This is a genomic window from Wolbachia endosymbiont of Ostrinia scapulalis (genome assembly GCF_023559145.1).
Taxonomy (GTDB): Bacteria; Pseudomonadota; Alphaproteobacteria; order Rickettsiales; family Anaplasmataceae; genus Wolbachia.
Genome location: NZ_CP096926.1, coordinates 135,146 through 151,539 on the forward strand (window position 1 = coordinate 135,146; position 16,394 = coordinate 151,539).

Genomic DNA, 16,394 nt, shown 5'->3' on the forward strand with positions numbered 1-16,394 from the left:
CCGCTGTGGTGTCATCCAATGTTTGACACTGGGATCCAGATTCTCCTTTTGGTTTGTGCTTTCATGAGAAATATAAAAATTATTTGCAGGCAAAGCCTGCTAGATCTCAGTGTCAAGCACTGGAAAAAGGGGAAAGTTTTTTCAAATCCTCATATAAAGAAAAGTAAATGAGTATAAAGAAAAACTTCCTTAAGTTACTTCAATCTAAGCGCGTACATGCTCGTGTAAAAAGAAAAAATAAAAAGAACAGCATTTTATGCTTTTGCTCTTTTACATCACTGATTGTCTCAGTTGGGTGTCCTATATGTATATTACTAAGTATATTAGTTAACTCTTATAGTGCTTTAACAGTAACGAAAATTTTATTGCCAGTTGAAATAAATGCTGATCTTACTTTAACAAATAATCCTAGTGATTTGCGGTATAAGTCCATTGGCTTACTCAACGATTCTTTACGTAAGGTGTTTAAAGAAACTGATTTTAAAGACAGTGACGAAATTTTAAGTCGTAATTCTTACAAAGAACTAGAGAAATTTTTTCGTAAGAAAGTGAAAGATAGTGGTGAATATGAGATCTGGTTTACCGCATCGAGTGTGATCAATTCACTATATAAAAATAAATGTTTGAATGATCATTATGCTAAATTACTTGATTGGTTAAAAGAGAAGGGAAGAGTAAGAAAATTTTTTAATAAGTCTCTGTTTCTTAAGTCTGATTCTCGTGAGCCTGAGAATGCAGGGATTTTAGGGGCATTTATCGGTTCATTAATGACAATTATAGTATGTTTAGCGTTGGCATTGCCAATAGGAATTATGTCAGGTATCTGTCTTTATGAATTTATGCCTAGAAATAGGCTAATAACCAGTATTGTAGAAATTAGCATGAATAACCTTGCTGCAGTGCCTTCGATAATATTTGGTGTGGTAGGACTGACTCTCTACTTGGGCATATTTGGTTTACCCCGTTCTTCACCGCTTGTTGGCGGGATGACTCTTTCATTTATGATGCTGCCTAATATTATTATTGCAACAAAAAATGCCTTTACAAACGTTCCTATTGCAATAAAAGATGCAGCGTTTGCGCTAGGTGCACCTCACATCAAGGTGATATTGGATCACTCTTTACCGATTGCGTTGCCACGGATAATACATGGTGCAGTGCTTGCAATTGCAAGGATTTTAGGCGAATCCTCCCCTTTACTTATGATAGGCATGGTAGCATTTATTGCTGATACACCTACATCCTTCTTCGATCCGGCAACTGTTTTACCTGTACAAATATACATATGGTCAAGTAGTCCTGAAATTGCATTTATTGAGCTTGCTGCCATTGCAATTATAGCTTTATTGTTAATGCTATTTGCTTTGAATTTAATAGCAAATTTTGTAAAAAGAAAGTTCGAGTTTTTTGATTCATGAAAATTACAATCCTATCTGGTTATGGCTTAAATTGCGAAAAAGAAACTGCATTTGCATTTATGGAATGCAGCAGAAAGCTTGGTATTAATAATATTGAAGTAAAAATCGTTCACATTAATGATATTATAGATAATCCAAGTGAACTGAAATTAAGTAATATACTTGCAATTCCAGGAGGTTTTTCCTATGGTGATGATACTGGCGCTGGTAATGCATTTGCTTTGCGTATAAAAAACAACTTGTTAGACGAATTTCAAAATTTCTTATCTCAGGATAAGCTTATTATAGGGATATGTAATGGTTGCCAGATATTAGTAAAATTAGTTCCAGAATTCTCTAATCTAGCTTTAACCTCTAATGATATAGGTAATTACCAATGTCGTTGGATTAGAGTGAGAGTTAATCCGCAGAGTAGTTCTGTTTGGCTACGGGGCCTGAGTGAGCTATATCTTCCTGTTGCTCATGGAGAAGGCAGGTTTTTTATGGATCAAGATATTTTAAATCAATTGATTGAAAATAATTCCGTTGCACTGCGTTACGTTGATGAAAATGGTGACTATGCAAATTTACAATTTCCTTACAATCCAAACGGATCTATATACGACCTGGCAGCTTTATCAGACAAAAGTGGTAGAGTTTTAGCTTTAATGCCTCACCCAGAGAGAGGAATATTTTTTACTCAGCAGGATAACTGGCCTCTTGAAAAAGAAAAATGTAAACGTTCAGGAGTGGCTATGCCAAAATATGGTAATGGAATGCTCATATTTGAGAATGCACTAAAATATTTTGCGTAAGTATTACAATACGTTACATACAACAAGTTTTTAAGCCATAAAAAGTTACTTGATCAGGTCCTGTTATGACAATAAATCCTTATCTTTGATCTGCAGAGTAGCTTTCTCTAACGTTAGGGATATAATTGCTCCACTTTCCAAGTGCTTTTCTCAACAAGAGTATATCTAAATCTAGTGTGTCTCCTATATTCACCTTCTTGCCAAAATTCAATTACCTTTGGGATTACGCAAAATCCCACCCAAAAGTCAGGACGAGAAACTTGTGTATTGTGAAATTCTTTCTCTTTCAATTCTATAGCCTGCTCAAAATCTTGCCAATTTTTCAGAACTCTTGATTGTTTTGAGCACCACGCGCTAATTTGACTATCACGTGCTCGAGAAGAGAAATATTCGTCAGCCTTTTTGCCGCTTAGAAGCATAACTTCTCCTTCAATTCGTACTTGTCTAGAAAATTCTGTCCAATGAAATACGAGTGCAGCTTTGGGGTTCTCAGTCAATTCTTTTCCTTTTCTACTGTTTACGTTAGTAAAGAACACAAAACCTTCTTTACTATATTCCTTTAGTAATACCACTCTTGCAGATGGAATGCAGTCTTTGCTACACGTTGCTAGCGTCATTGCAGTTGGCTCTTTACACGGAGAATTAAGTACTTCTTGATACCACTTTGAAAACAAATCAAAAGGATCTTTTTCAGGTGAGAGTGTCATATGCAAAAATAAAATTTAATTCTGACATGCATTGCAAAAATAAGTGCTACGACCATTTTGTCGTATAAGTGTTATGATATTGTTGCAGATTCTGCAAGGTTTTTGCACTTTACCATATACGTAAAAGTTATTTTGAAAGTATCCAGCAGATCCAGATGGTTGTGCATAATCTTTCAGTGTTGAACCACCAGCAGCAATTGCATCACTCAGAGTATTTTTTATTTCGATAGCAAGTTTTTCGCACTCTATATATGTTAAATCTTGTGCTAGCCTAAGTGGTGATATGCGAGCTCTAAATAAGCTCTCAGAAGCATATATGTTACCTACGCCAACTATTAGCTTATTATTCATTAATACTGATTTGATATTTGCTTTTCTGTTCTTTAGCAACTTCTGTAAATAATGTCCGTCAAATTCATCTGTGAGGGGTTCTATTCCTAGGTTATTAAAAAAATTTAGTTCTTGCTCTCTGTTTAAAACAATCACTAATCCAAACCTTCTTGGGTCATTAAAGATTAGTGAAGTGTTGTCAGAAAATAAGAATATCACATGATCATGTTTGTTCTGTGCTTGATTGTCTTCAGCATATATAAGCTTTCCGCTCATGCCAAGGTGTATGATTACAGCCATACTAGCATCTATATTCGAGATTATATATTTACCTCTACGCTTGATATCATTTATAACTTTGCCCTTTAGCAAATCATCAATATTCTTCGTTATTGGTACACGCAAATTACAATTATTGACTGTCACATTGCTTATTTTCTTATTTTTGATTTTATCAAATAAGAAGTTAGAGATTACTTCCACTTCTGGGAGTTCTGGCATCTTGTCTACTCTGCTGCTGTTTTTTTCTTTTTAGAATATTTTGCTTTAAAGCTTTTGCCAATCTTTTTCTCTCTTCTTCTTTTTCCTTATTTTTTTTCATGTTATTCATTATCATAATACGTGAACTTGCCGTTGTAGCTCAGGTGGTAGAGTACGTCATTGGTAATGACGAGGTCCCAAGTTCGAATCTTGGTAACGGCAGTTTAGAGGACGATATTCATAAAGTCAATCCTCTAGATGCTAATTAGATTATAGAAAAACATCTAGTAAATACCTTTTATACACTACCATTAAGCTGCTTTTTCAGTATTACTATTCAATAATACCTGCCGTAATTTTTCTTTAGAAAATCCATGCATTAAAAGAAATTGTATAATCCTTTGCCAAAAATCCCTCACAATATACTGAAGGATTATTAAAACTTACGTTGGCAGGGTTAAACCTGTTACCATAACTTCCCCCACCACAAATATTTTCATAACAACACTGCTTACAATCGTCAGGCCTGTTTTCCATATCACTCAAAAAGTTATTAAAAAATTTATCTGATAAGAACTTAGCCCAACTAGTATTGCTTATGTTATATTCAACAAACTTATGAGGGACACATGTTCTCAAATCATCTAGTGGGCCGAGATTACCATTATTGGAAACACATATTAACGGTAATACAAAAGGGCTTCTCTTGCCAAATCCCTCAACTCTTGAATAATTACCGTAAAATAGCTCTAATGAAAAGTTATATAGAAATTTCTCTATCCTTTTTATGATAGTTCTCAGTCAGGTCTTCTTTTATCTTATCTGCCCAGCATATATTACCATGCCCTCCACCATCTCTATCAAACTGACAATGGCTACTGTGATTATTTCTACCATGAAAATTATCTGAAAGCTTCTCTATTCTTTTAAGTATAATACTACTACTAACTTGACCAATATTAACGCTAAGACGCTCTAATAATAAATCCACTTGTTTTTCTTTGTCATTTACCATAATTACTTTGCTTTAAAATAGCAAAGTTTAGGTTTACTATAGCTTTTGTCAAGAGTTTATTTGAGCTATTTATATATTGGAATGCTACTCGTCATTTTATTTGCTTTCAAATGTATAACTTTCGGTATCTTGTTTTCAAGGACTTTTAACTTAATATTACCACTATTAAGATAATACTATAGCATTTTAGTTCTTGACCATCCTTGAGTCTCATATTATGGCAATCACTACCTAATTTAACCCCACGTATCTTTTGTAGCTCTAGACTTCTGGTTAAGTTAAAGCATATATCACTATACTTATCAGTATCTTGGAAAGTTAAATTTTTATTCAGTAATCTACTGGGTAATAAACTGAGAAGTATGCTAGAATCTCCTATAGAGGCTATGATATCTTTTATAAAGGACTCTGATAAGTAATGTTTTAAATGACTTGCAAATAAGTCAACATTAAAATTAACTTGCTTTGAAGTCGCTTCATTTATTATTCTATTTATAACATTTAATAAGTTATATTCTCCATTACTAATCTCATTTAATTTCTCATCAATTATCATTGCAAGAATAAAACCTCTGTTATAGCTCAACATGCTTATGTTTTTATCAAGTAAATGTTTTTTGCCTACCTTTTCAAAATTAATATCAAGTACTAAGGAGTTAAAATATTTTTTTAAAATAGTATTAATTATTTCTAAATATTCATCTTTATTAATAAGTTTCGTGTCAAGTAAGGTTTTCACTCCATAAAATTCCGTAAATCCTTCAAAAAACCACTTATATTTTATTTCATTTTTCTTATCGTTGTCTTGCTCTATTATATGTCCTATATATCTGTGAATTAATTCATGTGATATCACTCTAGTATAATCTTTGATATTTTTTTTTAAGCTTCCCTCAATAATTACATAGTCCTTTCCTGCAGCACCTGTAGTTCTACTAAGATTGGGATTATCAACAAGTACTATATTATACGGCTTACTTTCTAGTATGAATAAGTTATCTTGAGCTAAGATAATTTTATTAATAATATTTACAAGACTGATACTATTATGAGCATTGGTATAAAGCTTATTTCTTTTATCAAGATCAAAACTTCTAAAATTGTCAGTTCTAATAATTTTTTCTATATTATCAAAAGGTTTTCTAAAAGGTAAAAAATCAGGTAAGTTTTTTAAATGTGATGAAGAGTTATCTAAAGCAATAGCAGAATGCATATACTGAACGTATATAAGGAAAAAACAAATAATATAATTTAATAGACTGTGTACATTTTTAAGCTTAATGTTTGCCATAAATAAAACAGGACATTGAAGAAGTGTAAGTAATTACGATTAAGCAAATATAATTTATTGCTAAGTAGGTGATAAGGATAATTTTAATTATCTCTTTAAAACTTTACTCTTCCCATATTATTGAACACCTTATAATAAAGACTGAGAAGAAAGTTATAAAGGATTCCATATTCTTATCATCATAGCGCTGTTACTATAGTAATAACACTAAGAATAACTATAAGTTTCTTTGAATGATAGTTGAATTTTGATTGAAATTTTGAGGCTATAAAAACCGCAGGTACCAGTTGGTTTTTATTAGCTAAAGTAAAGGTCAAGTATCTGGAATTCTGAACATAAAATCCCCCTATGAAAAAAAGATTAGAAAAAAATGCAGTGCACATACGACAGAAATTAAGTATGTGTGTATGCACCCACATACGCTGAAGAGGATACGCTACATTTTTGTATGAGTTCGATTGTTTAATAAAAAAAGTCTGCAGACAAAGATAAATTTTTGAGCTCTAAAAATATCTCTAATTGTAATTATAATCAGATTTAAAACACGCGGAAGTAAATTTTAGCTAAGGTAAGAATATATTGTAGAAAAAAGAACCCAAAAGTTAGCGTTATTGGTAATCCAAGCGCTAGTCTTGGTGTAACGGCACTGTAGACCTTACAATAAAGACTGAGAGGAAAGTTACAAAGGAAGATTATCATGCTTCTTCCATATTCTTTCTACTTTCTTGTTTTTAAGTAGCTCTAATGCTTTGTGAAAGTGATGCCTTGTTTTACTTGGCACTATAATGTCATCAATGTATCCATGTGATGCAGCAAAAAATGGATTAGCAAATTTCTCTTTATATTCTTTGATTAACGTTTGCTGGTCTTTTTCATGCCTAAATATAATTTCAACTGCACTTTCAGGGCCCATTACAGCTATCTCAGCGGTTGGCCAAGCATAATTTATATCACCTTTTAAATGCTTTGAGTTCATAACAATATATGCACCACCATACGCTTTTCTAGTGATAAGGCTAATTTTCGGCACGGTCGCTTCAGCGTAAGCGTAAAGCAGTTTCGCTCCGTGTTGTATTATATTATTGTATTCTTGATTCGTGCCAGGTAAAAACCCTGGAACATCAATAAGTGTGATGATGGGAATGTTAAATGCGTCACAAAATCTTACAAACCTTGCAGCTTTTCTTGAAGAGTCAATATCCAAGCATCCTGCAAGGTGCATAGGTTGATTTGCAACAACACCAATAGTATTTCCTCCAATTCTGCCAAAGCCAATTATGATGTTACGAGCAAAATCGGGTTTTAGTTCAAAAAATTTCCTTTCATCACACACCTTTTCAATGAGTTCATACATATCATAAGGAGTATTAGGATTACTAGGAACTAGAGTGTTCAAAGATTCATCAACATCATCAATTAAGTCGCAGATCGGTACAGTTTTTGGCAACTCTTGATTATTTGCTGGCAAAAAGGTGAAGAATTTTCGCATTTCTAGTAGCATTTCAACTTCATTATTGAATGCAAAATCTGTTACTCCTGTTTTGCTCGTATGAATTTTTGCTCCACCGAGATCTTCGTGGCTTACGTTTTCGTATGTAACCTTTTTTACTACATCTGGTCCGGTTATAAACATGTATGAGCTATTTTTTACCATGAAAATAAAATCGGTTAGCGCTGGAGAGTAAACTGCACCGCCAGCACATGGGCCCATGATTAGAGAGATTTGTGGTATAACGCCTGATGCATTTACATTCCTTTGAAAAATTTCTCCGTAACCAGCAAGGGAATTTACTCCTTCTTGGATTCTGGCTCCACCAGAATCGTTTAGTCCGATAATTGGAATCCTGGCATTAATTGCCATATCCATAATTTTGCATATTTTTTTTGCATGTGATGCACCAAGTGATCCACCAAAGACAGTGAAATCCTGAGAATAAACAAAAACTTTTCTGCCATAAATAGTACCATGGCCAATTACAACTCCATCACCTAAAAAATCAGCATTTTGCATGCCAAAATCAGTTGCGTGATGCTTCACAAACTTATCATACTCTTGAAATGAATTTTCATCGAGCAATATACTCAACCTTTCTCTAGCGGTTAGCTTTCCTTTTTCATGTTGCTTGTTAACTCTATCAGGACCTCCTCCTTTTTCGGCTTCTAATGTTTTGATCTTTAGAGTTTCTAGTATTTCAGAGTCTTGCATGTAGTAAAATAACTTTCAAATTGGTTGTAAACTTTATTGAGCTTACAAATCCTATTGATTATACACATACACCGTTGCTGCATGCAACGGTGTATGTGTACGATAATTAATGCGCTAGCAATTTCTATTTAATATTCTGAGAATGCTGAGACTCACTAACATTCCATACGCGTCAAGTTAAGGAAATAAAGGTATGAAAGAGATAGAATAATAAGGTATAAGTTCTCCCAGATATACTTTTAGTGAGAGAACCAATGAATAAAATAACTTGCTTATCAAAAAAGCTCAAAGAATTTTTTAATGAAAAAGCAGAGAAAATCTCAATTACAACAAGGTTTATAAAAAGAAAGAGAAAGCTAAAAGGTTCATCATTCGTAAAAGCCATGGTCTTGGGTAATATAGGAGTTGATAATTGTAGCGTAGAAACAATGTGTCAATTACTAAACGAGGACTCGATAGATATAACAAAACAAGGTTTGGATTTTAGATTTACTGAAGAAGCAGTGGAATTTATGAAAAGGATGTATAATGAATCTGTGATTCTCTTTAAAAATATCTTGCAAGTTGATTGCAAAATCTTACAGCAATTTAATAGTGTTAAATTATTGGACAGTAGCTATATTACTCTACCTAACAGTATGGAAGAGATGTATAAAGGTTATGGTACTAGCTACAGTGGCTATGAAAGCAATACTAAGTCTGGAATAAAGTTACAATTAGTTTTCGACTACATGAATCAGATAATAGACCAACTTAATTTAACGGAGGGGGTAAGATCAGACCAGGGATATAGGAAACATTTAAGTAATATATTAAGCAATGATTTGCTAATATCTGATCTCGGTTATTTTGTGCCAAGTTCTTTTAAACAAATCAATGAAATAGGAGCTTATTTCATAAGTCGTTATAAATCTGATACCAACATATATGATGTAGAAACAAATCAAAAAATGGAGTTATTAGAATGTTTAGAGGATAAGTTATTTTTAGAAAACGAGGTATTGTTAGGAAAAGAAGCAAAAATTAGAGTAAGAATTATATGTCAGAAACTAACTGAAGAACAGTCTATGGCCAGAAGAAGGAAAGCTAATAGATTAGCAAGATCGCAGGGATATACATCCTCTAAAAGAAATCAAAAATTGTTGAACTGGTCAATATTTATAACTAATGTTCCAGAAAATAAAATTAGTGCTGAGCAAGTATTAACGATTTACAGAGTAAGGTGGCAAATTGAGTTATTATTTAAATTGTATAAAAGCCATATCAGGCTTGATAAGCTAAAAGGAAAGCCATGCAGAGTATTATGTGAACTATATGCTAAATTGTGCGCAATTCTTATATTTCACGGCATAGTTGGTTGCACAGAAGTGAAAAAGAATACAGAACTTAGCTTAACAAAGGCATTTATTGAGCTAAAAAGGCGGGTTAGAGAGTTATTTTTAGTATTAACCAAAATTAATAGTTTAAAAGCATTTCTTAAAAAACTCACTATAACTTGGTCGCTATTTTCATTAAAAGACAAACGTAGAAGGGCTAGAGTATCCACTTTAACCTCTCTAAATTTGCTCACAATCTCTTAACTTGACGCGTATGGATATGGCTTTTATACAATTTAAATAATAACTCAATTTGCCACCTTACTCTGTAAATCGTTAATACTTGCTCAGCACTAATTTTATTTTCTGGAACATTAGTTATAAATATTGACCAGTTCAACAATTTTTGATTTCTTTTAGAGGATGTATATCCCTGCGATCTTGCTAATCTATTAGCTTTCCTTCTTCTGGCCATAGACTGTTCTTCAGTTAGTTTCTGACATATAATTCTTACTCTAATTTTTGCTTCTTTTCCTAACAATACCTCGTTTTCTAAAAATAACTTATCCTCTAAACATTCTAATAACTCCATTTTTTGATTTGTTTCTACATCATATATGTTGGTATCAGATTTATAACGACTTATGAAATAAGCTCCTATTTCATTGATTTGTTTAAAAGAACTTGGCACAAAATAACCGAGATCAGATATTAGCAAATCATTGCTTAATATATTACTTAAATGTTTCCTATATCCCTGGTCTGATCTTACCCCCTCCGTTAAATTAAGTTGGTCTATTATCTGATTCATGTAGTCGAAAACTAATTGTAACTTTATTCCAGACTTAGTATTGCTTTCATAGCCACTGTAGCTAGTACCATAACCTTTATACATCTCTTCCATACTGTTAGGTAGAGTAATATAGCTACTGTCCAATAATTTAACACTATTAAATTGCTGTAAGATTTTGCAATCAACTTGCAAGATATTTTTAAAGAGAATCACAGATTCATTATACATCCTTTTCATAAATTCCACTGCTTCTTCAGTAAATCTAAAATCCAAACCTTGTTTTGTTATATCTATCGAGTCCTCGTTTAGTAATTGACACATTGTTTCTACGCTACAATTATCAACTCCTATATTACCCAAGACCATGGCTTTTACGAATGATGAACCTTTTAGCTTTCTCTTTCTTTTTATAAACCTTGTTGTAATTGAGATTTTCTCTGCTTTTTCATTAAAAAATTCTTTGAGCTTTTTTGATAAGCAAGTTATTTTATTCATTGGTTCTCTCACTAAAAGTATATCTGGGAGAACTTATACCTTATTATTCTATCTCTTTCATACCTTTATTTCCTTAACTTGACGCGTATGGTAGACAGTACCGTGCAATATCTTCAGTGGGTGAGAAATAATATTGCTAGAGTGGTAGCTATACGTTCATTGTAGCTTGAAAAGGTTCCTCGGAATTGTGTATAATTTTTTTAACTGAGCTTATTTAACTTATCCATTTTCTGAATGATATTTTAGGGTTTATTGAAATAAATACTACGCAAAAATTCTATCTCTGGGTGCTTAGATGAATATCTTTATATTAGACGAAAATCCTGTAACTGCAGCACAAATGTTATGCGATAAGCACATAGTAAAAATGCCGCTAGAAACTGCTCAATTGCTTAGCAGTGTTTTTTCAATAGCATTAAAAGAGCCAAATCCTTTAGTCAGCATTACAAACCAGAATATAGAAGTTCCATATAAACTTACTCACAAAAACCATCCTTGTTCTTTATGGGCTAGACAATCAAAAGGAAACTTTGATTGGTTAATAAAACATGGAAAAGAATTGTGTATAGAATATAGCTTGCGATACAAAAGAACGCATAAATCCGAAGAAGTTATAGATTGGTGCGATAATAACAAGGATTTGCTAATATTTCGATCAGCTGATATACAAGCTTTTACACAAGCGTTACCTAATCGATATAAATGTAGTAACCCAATAGAAGCATATAGAGAATATTACCTAAAAGAAAAGATGAGATTTGCTAAGTGGGAAAAAGGTAGAGAAGCACCAGATTGGTTGCTAGACAAAATGCTATAGGTTATAAAATTATCCAAACCGATCATAAAAAAGGTAGAATTGAAGTTGCAAAAGCAATGCTGGCTGATAATGTTGATGTTTATCAAGTTTATTGATCTTTCTATTTGTGAGATTAAAGAATTCAGTAAACTGTTATTCCCAGTATATGGTAGGCTACTTGCACTATAGAGTGTCATGTACACATCTGTACTAACAAGCAGAGGTAAATCTAAGTCAGTTTAGATATAACATTTACTTTAAAAAACTTTATTTTACGCTGATATTCTAGCGCTTTTCTGTGGTATTTTGTTGGGGTATAATTTGCAAAACTATCTTCCTTATAGGTTAAAAAATTACACTGCTTTATATGTAACTCTATCCACTCTGCATAATCCTGATGATCAGTTGCAATAAATATTTCACCTGTGACAAGTATTTTTTTTGCTAATAAATTTAAAAATTCCGTATTAATTAACCGTCTTTTGTTGTGACTTCTTTTTGGCCATGGATCTAGAAAGAGAATAAAGAATTTTTCAACACTGTGGTCAGGAAAATTGACAATTAATTCTCTTGCATCTTCTGTCCATATTAAAATATTTTTTATGCTGTGTGCTTCTATGCTTTTTAGCAAGGAAGAGACCCCCTTTAAATAAGGCTCACATCCTATAAATAATAGATCAGATTCATTGAATGCCTGATGGAGCATATTTTTACCATTACCGAAACCTATTTCTACTCGTATTCTTTTTTGTAAGTCTACGATCTTTTTTATAGATTCCTTGCTGTTTTTAATAGAATACTTCTCCAAAACATTCAACTTCAACCTAGATCTTCTGGAAAATGACCTAATCCAATTATTATTCCTAGATAACATATCTTACATAACTTAATCTTTTATAGCTTAAACAATTCTCGAAATGAATTAATGAGAATTTACTTGTCACTAATTATTAATATTATATAATATATGAGTTCTAATGAAGTTAAAATTAAAAGGTATGGAAAGTACAGTTGCTATCAAGAGGCTATCATCAAATAGATTCATAGAAGAGATATTTCAAGATCAATTTGATAATCAAGACAATGACTTTTGTGAAGATTCTTTTGCTAACAAAATCAAAGAAGGAGATGTGGTAGAAGGTATAATCACAAGAAGAAATTCTAATGATATTGTGGTTGATGTTGGTTTAAAGTCAGACGGAAGAATTCTGATTAAGGAGCTCAGTTGTAATGATGATATCACTGTTGGCTCGAAAATTAGAGTTTATGTTGAAAGAATTGAAGATTACCATGGTAATGTTGTTCTTAGTCGTGAGAAAGCAATCAGAGACGAAAAATGGAATAAATTGGAAGAAAGCGCAGTTACAAAAGATGAAGTAACAGGAATCATTAAACGCTCAATTAAATGCGGTTTTATTGTTGATCTTGGTGATGGAATAAGTGCGTTTTTACCGCTGAGTCATGTGGATTTGAAGCAAATAAAAGATGCTAATCACCTTATTGAAACTGAACAAAAATTCATCGTGCTTAAAATGGATAAGAAGCAGGGGAATATTGTAGTATCAAGAAAGCTGGTATTAGAGAACTTGCATGCTGGTGAAAAAATTAAGTTTTTAGAATCTTTAAATGAAGGTGATGTAGTAGAAGGCAAAATAAAAAGCATCACTCACTACGGTGCATTTGTTGGCATTCATGAATCAGATACAGTGGGAGTTATAGATGGACTGCTACATATTACAGATATCTCTTGGAGTAATGTAAGTCATCCATCTGCAATTTTTTCTTGTGGTCAGCATATAAAAACTAAAATTATAAAAATAGATAGAGAAAATGGAAAAATCTCCCTTGGTGTAAAACAATTAGGAGATAATCCTTGGCAAGATCTAGAGTCAAAATGTCCAATTAACAGCGTACACAAAGGATGTGTAACGGGTATAAAAGATTGTGGATTCATTGTTGAGATTAAACCTGGGATTGCGGGTTTGGTACACTCATCAGAAATAACTTGGAGCAAGAGTAATTTACCAATCAGTAGTTTTGTAACAATAGGACAAGAAGTGGATGTAAAAATTCTCGGTATTGACATTATTAAAAATAAGATGAGTTTAAGCACAAAAAGGTGCGTAGAGAATCCTTGGCAAGTATTTATTGATAAATATCCTCTTGGTTCTATTGTTTCTGGTAAAGTTAAAAGCAACAATGGTTCGCAAATATCTGTGACTTTTGATAATTCTGAGATATCTGAGGACGTAGAAGGAACAATTTATATGCAAAATCTAAGTTGGTCGAAAAACAATTCAGATGAGATAAAAAAGTATAATGTAGGTGATGAAATAGAAGCAAAAGTGATGAGGGCTAACGTAGATCGGACAAGAATTTATCTTGGAGTAAAGCAAATAGAGTATGATCCTCTTGAAGAACTGATAGAGAAAGTTAAAGTAGGGGATAAAATTCAGGTTACTGTAAGTAAGAGAGAGGAAAATGGTCTAATCGTTGAGGTTGAGAACAATGTAACCCTTTTAGTAGATCAAGAGCATTTACCAGAAAATAAAAAGTTTTCTATATCAGAAAAAATACAAGTTGAAGTAGTAGGTGTTGAAAAATATAATATAATATTATCTGCCAAATAACTTCTTGTGCTTCATATAAATGGCAACAAAATCTGATATAATAGCAAAAGTGGCAAAAAAACACCTTTTGTTAGATAAGGTCATTATAGCAGACATAGTTGATAGTTTCTTTCGAGTGTTTTCAAACACGTTGAAATATCATAATAGAATTGAAATCAGGGGGTTTGGTTCTTTTTCAATTAGAAGCTATAACTTGAAAGAAGCAAGTAATTTGACGTCACAGAAGGTTGCAAAACATCAATACTTTAAAACTTATTTTCGTAGCAGTAAAAAGTTATCCCTCTTGATAAATGAATGAAAATCTATATTGTAAATTTGAAAGTTGTACAATATAGCATCATATGCAAGTAGTAGAAATAGTTATACGTAATAACACATATAAAATATCTTGCGAAAGTAAAAAGAAGGACCATTTATTACAACTTGCTAATAGCTTCAACAAGCTAGTTAGCTCCATATCTCAAAGAACTGGAGGTAAGGGCTCAGATGCATTAAATTTCTTACTTGCAGCATTGACTCTCGAAGACAAAATTTTAGAATTAACAAAGCGATTAGACGAAATAAATCAAGAATGCAAAAAGTATAGGGAGGAAAAAAGAGTAGAATATGCTGAAGTATTAGATAGGGTAAACAAGATTATTGGGTGCATAAGTGATTAAAGCAAGCAATCAAATCGACTACCTCACTACTCAAATCAGGGGGGAGAAGTTTCTTACGAGTTATGTAACAATATAATTCGTAATCATCAAGATCAACTATTTTTTCGTATTCAATTAGTTCACTTAAGGAAAATTTATCAAGATATTTCAATGCAAAATGCCCTAAAAGTATATCAGTTTCTTTACAACCCCTATGCCAACTCCTATACATCAGTTTTCTTCTTAATAAGGAGATATCTATCATTGTCATTAAACTTTTTTTTAATTTAAAGACTAAACTAAATACTTGTCAAGCAAGGCGCATTTTAATATACTCAATGTTTGATTAAGATTTAAAACATAGGTGGAATTAATTTCTCATCAACTTAGCGCTGGAATATATTATTTTTTATCGTTTTCTTTAATAATTTCTATCATAGTATTCGTGCATGAATGTGGGCATTATATTGTCGCTAAAGCATGCAAGGTTAAAGTTGAATCTTTTTCTATAGGCTTTGGTCCTGAAATTTTTGGTTTTAACGACAAGTCTGGAACTAGATGGAAATTAAGTGCCTTTCCATTGGGTGGCTACGTTAAAATGTTAGGGGATACTAATGCAGCAAGCGTTCCTGTTGATCAACAAAAATTAACTGAAGAAGAAAAATTATACTCATTCCATACAAAACCTCGATATCAAAAAGCAGCAATAGTTTTTGCAGGGCCTTTTGCAAACATGATATTTACCGTTATAGCTTTCACAATATTTTTCAGCGTGGCAGGTTATTATCGTACTCCACCAGTAATTGGTAATGTAATTGAAGAAAGTGCAGCAAAGCAAGCTGGCCTATTACCAGGTGACACTATTACACAGATCAATGAGTACAAAATAAAATACTTTGAAGATATTTCACGCGTGATAATGTCCAACCCTGAAACAAGAATAGAAATTAAGTATAGCAGAAATAACAAAGAGTACAGAACTATTCTAACTCCGTTTACAGTTGAGGATAGAGATGTCTTTGGTAACATAATAGAAAGAAAAACTATAGGAATTACCTCAATTAATATGATAGGGTTAAAACAGTCATCTTTTCTTGGAGCTGCTAGCCTATCAGTGAATGAAACCTACCACACTATGTGTTTAACAATCAAAGCACTCTTTCAAATTGTTGTTGGTAAAAGGAGTATAAATGAAATAGGTGGGCCAATAAAAATTGCAAAATATTCAGGGCAATCAGCTAAAAAGGGACTTATGATGGTTCTATATTTTATGGCAATTATTTCAGCTAATTTAGCTGCAATTAACTTGCTGCCAATACCACTACTAGATGGTGGGCATTTATTTCATTATATTATAGAAGCAGTTATACGTAGAGATTTGAGTTTGAAATATCAAAAATATGCAGTCACTTTCGGTGCTACCATATTGTTTTTGTTGATGGCAGTTGCAATCACAAATGATATTAGGCATCTTTTTTAAGATAC

General features: G+C 32.4%; 17 protein-coding genes, 1 tRNA gene and 1 pseudogene. 9 read left to right on the top strand and 10 right to left on the bottom strand.

The annotated features are described in order from the left end of the window. Positions 1-167: 167 nt before the first annotated feature. Together M1L26_RS00720 and M1L26_RS00725 are read left to right on the top strand one after the other, a co-directional pair. On the top strand, positions 168-1,418 hold the full coding sequence (locus M1L26_RS00720) for a PstA family ABC transporter permease (protein WP_250120227.1): 1,251 nt from the start codon (positions 168-170) through the stop codon (positions 1,416-1,418). Next, a complete protein-coding gene (locus M1L26_RS00725; protein ID WP_211907676.1) occupies positions 1,415-2,212 on the top strand; it encodes a phosphoribosylformylglycinamidine synthase subunit PurQ in 798 nt (265 codons plus the stop codon). Before M1L26_RS00720 ends, M1L26_RS00725 begins: the two co-directional genes overlap by 4 nt. 113 nt (positions 2,213-2,325) lie before the next feature. Here M1L26_RS00725 and pdxH read toward each other — a convergent pair whose 3' ends face one another. The 3 genes from pdxH to M1L26_RS00740 are packed head-to-tail and all read right to left on the bottom strand — an operon-like array spanning position 2,326 to position 3,859. Next, on the bottom strand, positions 2,326-2,919 hold the full coding sequence (pdxH, locus tag M1L26_RS00730; RefSeq protein ID WP_211907675.1) for a pyridoxamine 5'-phosphate oxidase: 594 nt from the start codon (positions 2,917-2,919) through the stop codon (positions 2,326-2,328). A gap of 15 nt (positions 2,920-2,934) precedes the next feature. Beyond that, a complete protein-coding gene (gene mutM, locus M1L26_RS00735; RefSeq protein WP_029237631.1) occupies positions 2,935-3,750 on the bottom strand; it encodes a bifunctional DNA-formamidopyrimidine glycosylase/DNA-(apurinic or apyrimidinic site) lyase in 816 nt (271 codons plus the stop codon). Further along, positions 3,716-3,859: a hypothetical protein gene (locus M1L26_RS00740; protein WP_164819321.1), complete on the bottom strand. Its 144-nt coding sequence runs from the start codon at positions 3,857-3,859 to the stop codon at positions 3,716-3,718. The genes mutM and M1L26_RS00740 overlap by 35 nt, the downstream gene beginning before the upstream one ends. A gap of 19 nt (positions 3,860-3,878) precedes the next feature. Here M1L26_RS00740 and M1L26_RS00745 point away from each other — a divergent pair. Continuing rightward, a tRNA-Thr gene (locus tag M1L26_RS00745) sits at positions 3,879-3,951 on the top strand. A 141-nt stretch (positions 3,952-4,092) separates the two neighbouring features. Here the strand turns inward: M1L26_RS00745 and M1L26_RS00750 are convergent. From M1L26_RS00750 to M1L26_RS00765, 4 genes are all read right to left on the bottom strand, one after another. Next, the gene (locus M1L26_RS00750) at positions 4,093-4,368 is read right to left on the bottom strand and encodes a hypothetical protein (RefSeq protein WP_052264961.1); all 276 of its coding nucleotides are present in this window, start codon (positions 4,366-4,368) and stop codon (positions 4,093-4,095) included. Between the two features lie 121 nt (positions 4,369-4,489). Then, positions 4,490-4,744 carry a hypothetical protein gene (locus M1L26_RS00755; protein WP_211907674.1) on the bottom strand — a complete coding sequence of 85 codons (255 nt, stop codon included), beginning with the start codon at positions 4,742-4,744 and terminating at the stop codon, positions 4,490-4,492. 145 nt (positions 4,745-4,889) lie between these two features. Continuing rightward, positions 4,890-5,957, bottom strand: a complete 1,068-nt coding sequence (locus M1L26_RS00760; protein ID WP_250120228.1) for a M61 family metallopeptidase — start codon at positions 5,955-5,957, stop codon at positions 4,890-4,892. Between the two features lie 757 nt (positions 5,958-6,714). Beyond that, positions 6,715-8,241 (bottom strand): acyl-CoA carboxylase subunit beta, encoded by a 1,527-nt coding sequence (locus tag M1L26_RS00765; RefSeq protein ID WP_211907673.1) that lies wholly within the window; start codon positions 8,239-8,241, stop codon positions 6,715-6,717. Positions 8,242-8,495: 254 nt separating this feature from the next. On the opposite strand from M1L26_RS00765, the gene M1L26_RS00770 reads away from it, so the two are divergent. Next, on the top strand, positions 8,496-9,821 hold the full coding sequence (locus tag M1L26_RS00770; RefSeq protein ID WP_250119932.1) for an IS4 family transposase: 1,326 nt from the start codon (positions 8,496-8,498) through the stop codon (positions 9,819-9,821). Here M1L26_RS00770 and M1L26_RS00775 read toward each other — a convergent pair. Next, positions 9,817-10,845 (bottom strand): annotated as a pseudogene (locus M1L26_RS00775) (IS4 family transposase); the annotation flags it as partial. The gene M1L26_RS00770 and the pseudogene M1L26_RS00775 overlap by 5 nt on opposite strands. 295 nt (positions 10,846-11,140) lie before the next feature. Here M1L26_RS00775 and M1L26_RS00780 point away from each other — a divergent pair. Further along, entirely contained in the window at positions 11,141-11,662 is a 522-nt protein-coding gene (locus M1L26_RS00780) for a pyrimidine dimer DNA glycosylase/endonuclease V (RefSeq protein WP_211907715.1), read from the top strand. Positions 11,663-11,870: 208 nt separating this feature from the next. Here the strand turns inward: M1L26_RS00780 and trmB are convergent, their stop codons facing one another. Continuing rightward, positions 11,871-12,515, bottom strand: a complete 645-nt coding sequence (gene trmB / locus M1L26_RS00785) for a tRNA (guanosine(46)-N7)-methyltransferase TrmB (RefSeq protein WP_250120229.1) — start codon at positions 12,513-12,515, stop codon at positions 11,871-11,873. Positions 12,516-12,618: 103 nt separating this feature from the next. On the opposite strand from trmB, the gene M1L26_RS00790 reads away from it, so the two are divergent. From M1L26_RS00790 to M1L26_RS00800, 3 genes are read left to right on the top strand one after another with little or no spacing between them, the layout of a single operon-like run. Further along, positions 12,619-14,271: a 30S ribosomal protein S1 gene (locus M1L26_RS00790; RefSeq protein ID WP_250120230.1), complete on the top strand. Its 1,653-nt coding sequence runs from the start codon at positions 12,619-12,621 to the stop codon at positions 14,269-14,271. Positions 14,272-14,290: 19 nt separating this feature from the next. Beyond that, positions 14,291-14,569, top strand: a complete 279-nt coding sequence (locus M1L26_RS00795; protein WP_211907712.1) for an HU family DNA-binding protein — start codon at positions 14,291-14,293, stop codon at positions 14,567-14,569. A 43-nt stretch (positions 14,570-14,612) separates the two neighbouring features. Further along, positions 14,613-14,930, top strand: coding sequence for a cell division protein ZapA (locus tag M1L26_RS00800; protein WP_214249966.1), 318 nt, complete (start codon positions 14,613-14,615; stop codon positions 14,928-14,930). On the opposite strand, the gene M1L26_RS00805 is transcribed toward M1L26_RS00800, so the two are convergent. After that, positions 14,908-15,174, bottom strand: a complete 267-nt coding sequence (locus tag M1L26_RS00805) for an FAD assembly factor SdhE (RefSeq protein ID WP_211908755.1) — start codon at positions 15,172-15,174, stop codon at positions 14,908-14,910. The two genes, M1L26_RS00800 and M1L26_RS00805, sit on opposite strands and share 23 nt — an antisense overlap. A gap of 99 nt (positions 15,175-15,273) precedes the next feature. Here M1L26_RS00805 and rseP point away from each other — a divergent pair, with 99 nt between their 5' ends. Beyond that, entirely contained in the window at positions 15,274-16,389 is a 1,116-nt protein-coding gene (rseP, locus tag M1L26_RS00810) for an RIP metalloprotease RseP (protein WP_250120231.1), read from the top strand. Positions 16,390-16,394 lie beyond the last annotated feature (5 nt).

What these genes read in the sequence shown, in the direction of transcription:
- M1L26_RS00770 (WP_250119932.1), top strand. Translation starts at nt 8,496, where the DNA reads ATGAATAAAATAACTTGCTTATCAAAAAAGCTCAAAGAATTTTTTAAT.
- trmB (WP_250120229.1), bottom strand. Translation starts at nt 12,515, where the DNA reads ATGTTATCTAGGAATAATAATTGGATTAGGTCATTTTCCAGAAGATCT.
- M1L26_RS00800 (WP_214249966.1), top strand. Translation starts at nt 14,613, where the DNA reads ATGCAAGTAGTAGAAATAGTTATACGTAATAACACATATAAAATATCT.
- M1L26_RS00725 (WP_211907676.1), top strand. Translation starts at nt 1,415, where the DNA reads ATGAAAATTACAATCCTATCTGGTTATGGCTTAAATTGCGAAAAAGAA.
- M1L26_RS00765 (WP_211907673.1), bottom strand. Translation starts at nt 8,241, where the DNA reads ATGCAAGACTCTGAAATACTAGAAACTCTAAAGATCAAAACATTAGAA.
- mutM (WP_029237631.1), bottom strand. Translation starts at nt 3,750, where the DNA reads ATGCCAGAACTCCCAGAAGTGGAAGTAATCTCTAACTTCTTATTTGAT.
- M1L26_RS00780 (WP_211907715.1), top strand. Translation starts at nt 11,141, where the DNA reads ATGAATATCTTTATATTAGACGAAAATCCTGTAACTGCAGCACAAATG.
- M1L26_RS00805 (WP_211908755.1), bottom strand. Translation starts at nt 15,174, where the DNA reads ATGATAGATATCTCCTTATTAAGAAGAAAACTGATGTATAGGAGTTGG.
- M1L26_RS00760 (WP_250120228.1), bottom strand. Translation starts at nt 5,957, where the DNA reads ATGCATTCTGCTATTGCTTTAGATAACTCTTCATCACATTTAAAAAAC.
- M1L26_RS00795 (WP_211907712.1), top strand. Translation starts at nt 14,291, where the DNA reads ATGGCAACAAAATCTGATATAATAGCAAAAGTGGCAAAAAAACACCTT.
- M1L26_RS00740 (WP_164819321.1), bottom strand. Translation starts at nt 3,859, where the DNA reads ATGAATAACATGAAAAAAAATAAGGAAAAAGAAGAAGAGAGAAAAAGA.
- M1L26_RS00720 (WP_250120227.1), top strand. Translation starts at nt 168, where the DNA reads ATGAGTATAAAGAAAAACTTCCTTAAGTTACTTCAATCTAAGCGCGTA.
- pdxH (WP_211907675.1), bottom strand. Translation starts at nt 2,919, where the DNA reads ATGACACTCTCACCTGAAAAAGATCCTTTTGATTTGTTTTCAAAGTGG.
- M1L26_RS00755 (WP_211907674.1), bottom strand. Translation starts at nt 4,744, where the DNA reads ATGGTAAATGACAAAGAAAAACAAGTGGATTTATTATTAGAGCGTCTT.
- M1L26_RS00790 (WP_250120230.1), top strand. Translation starts at nt 12,619, where the DNA reads ATGAAGTTAAAATTAAAAGGTATGGAAAGTACAGTTGCTATCAAGAGG.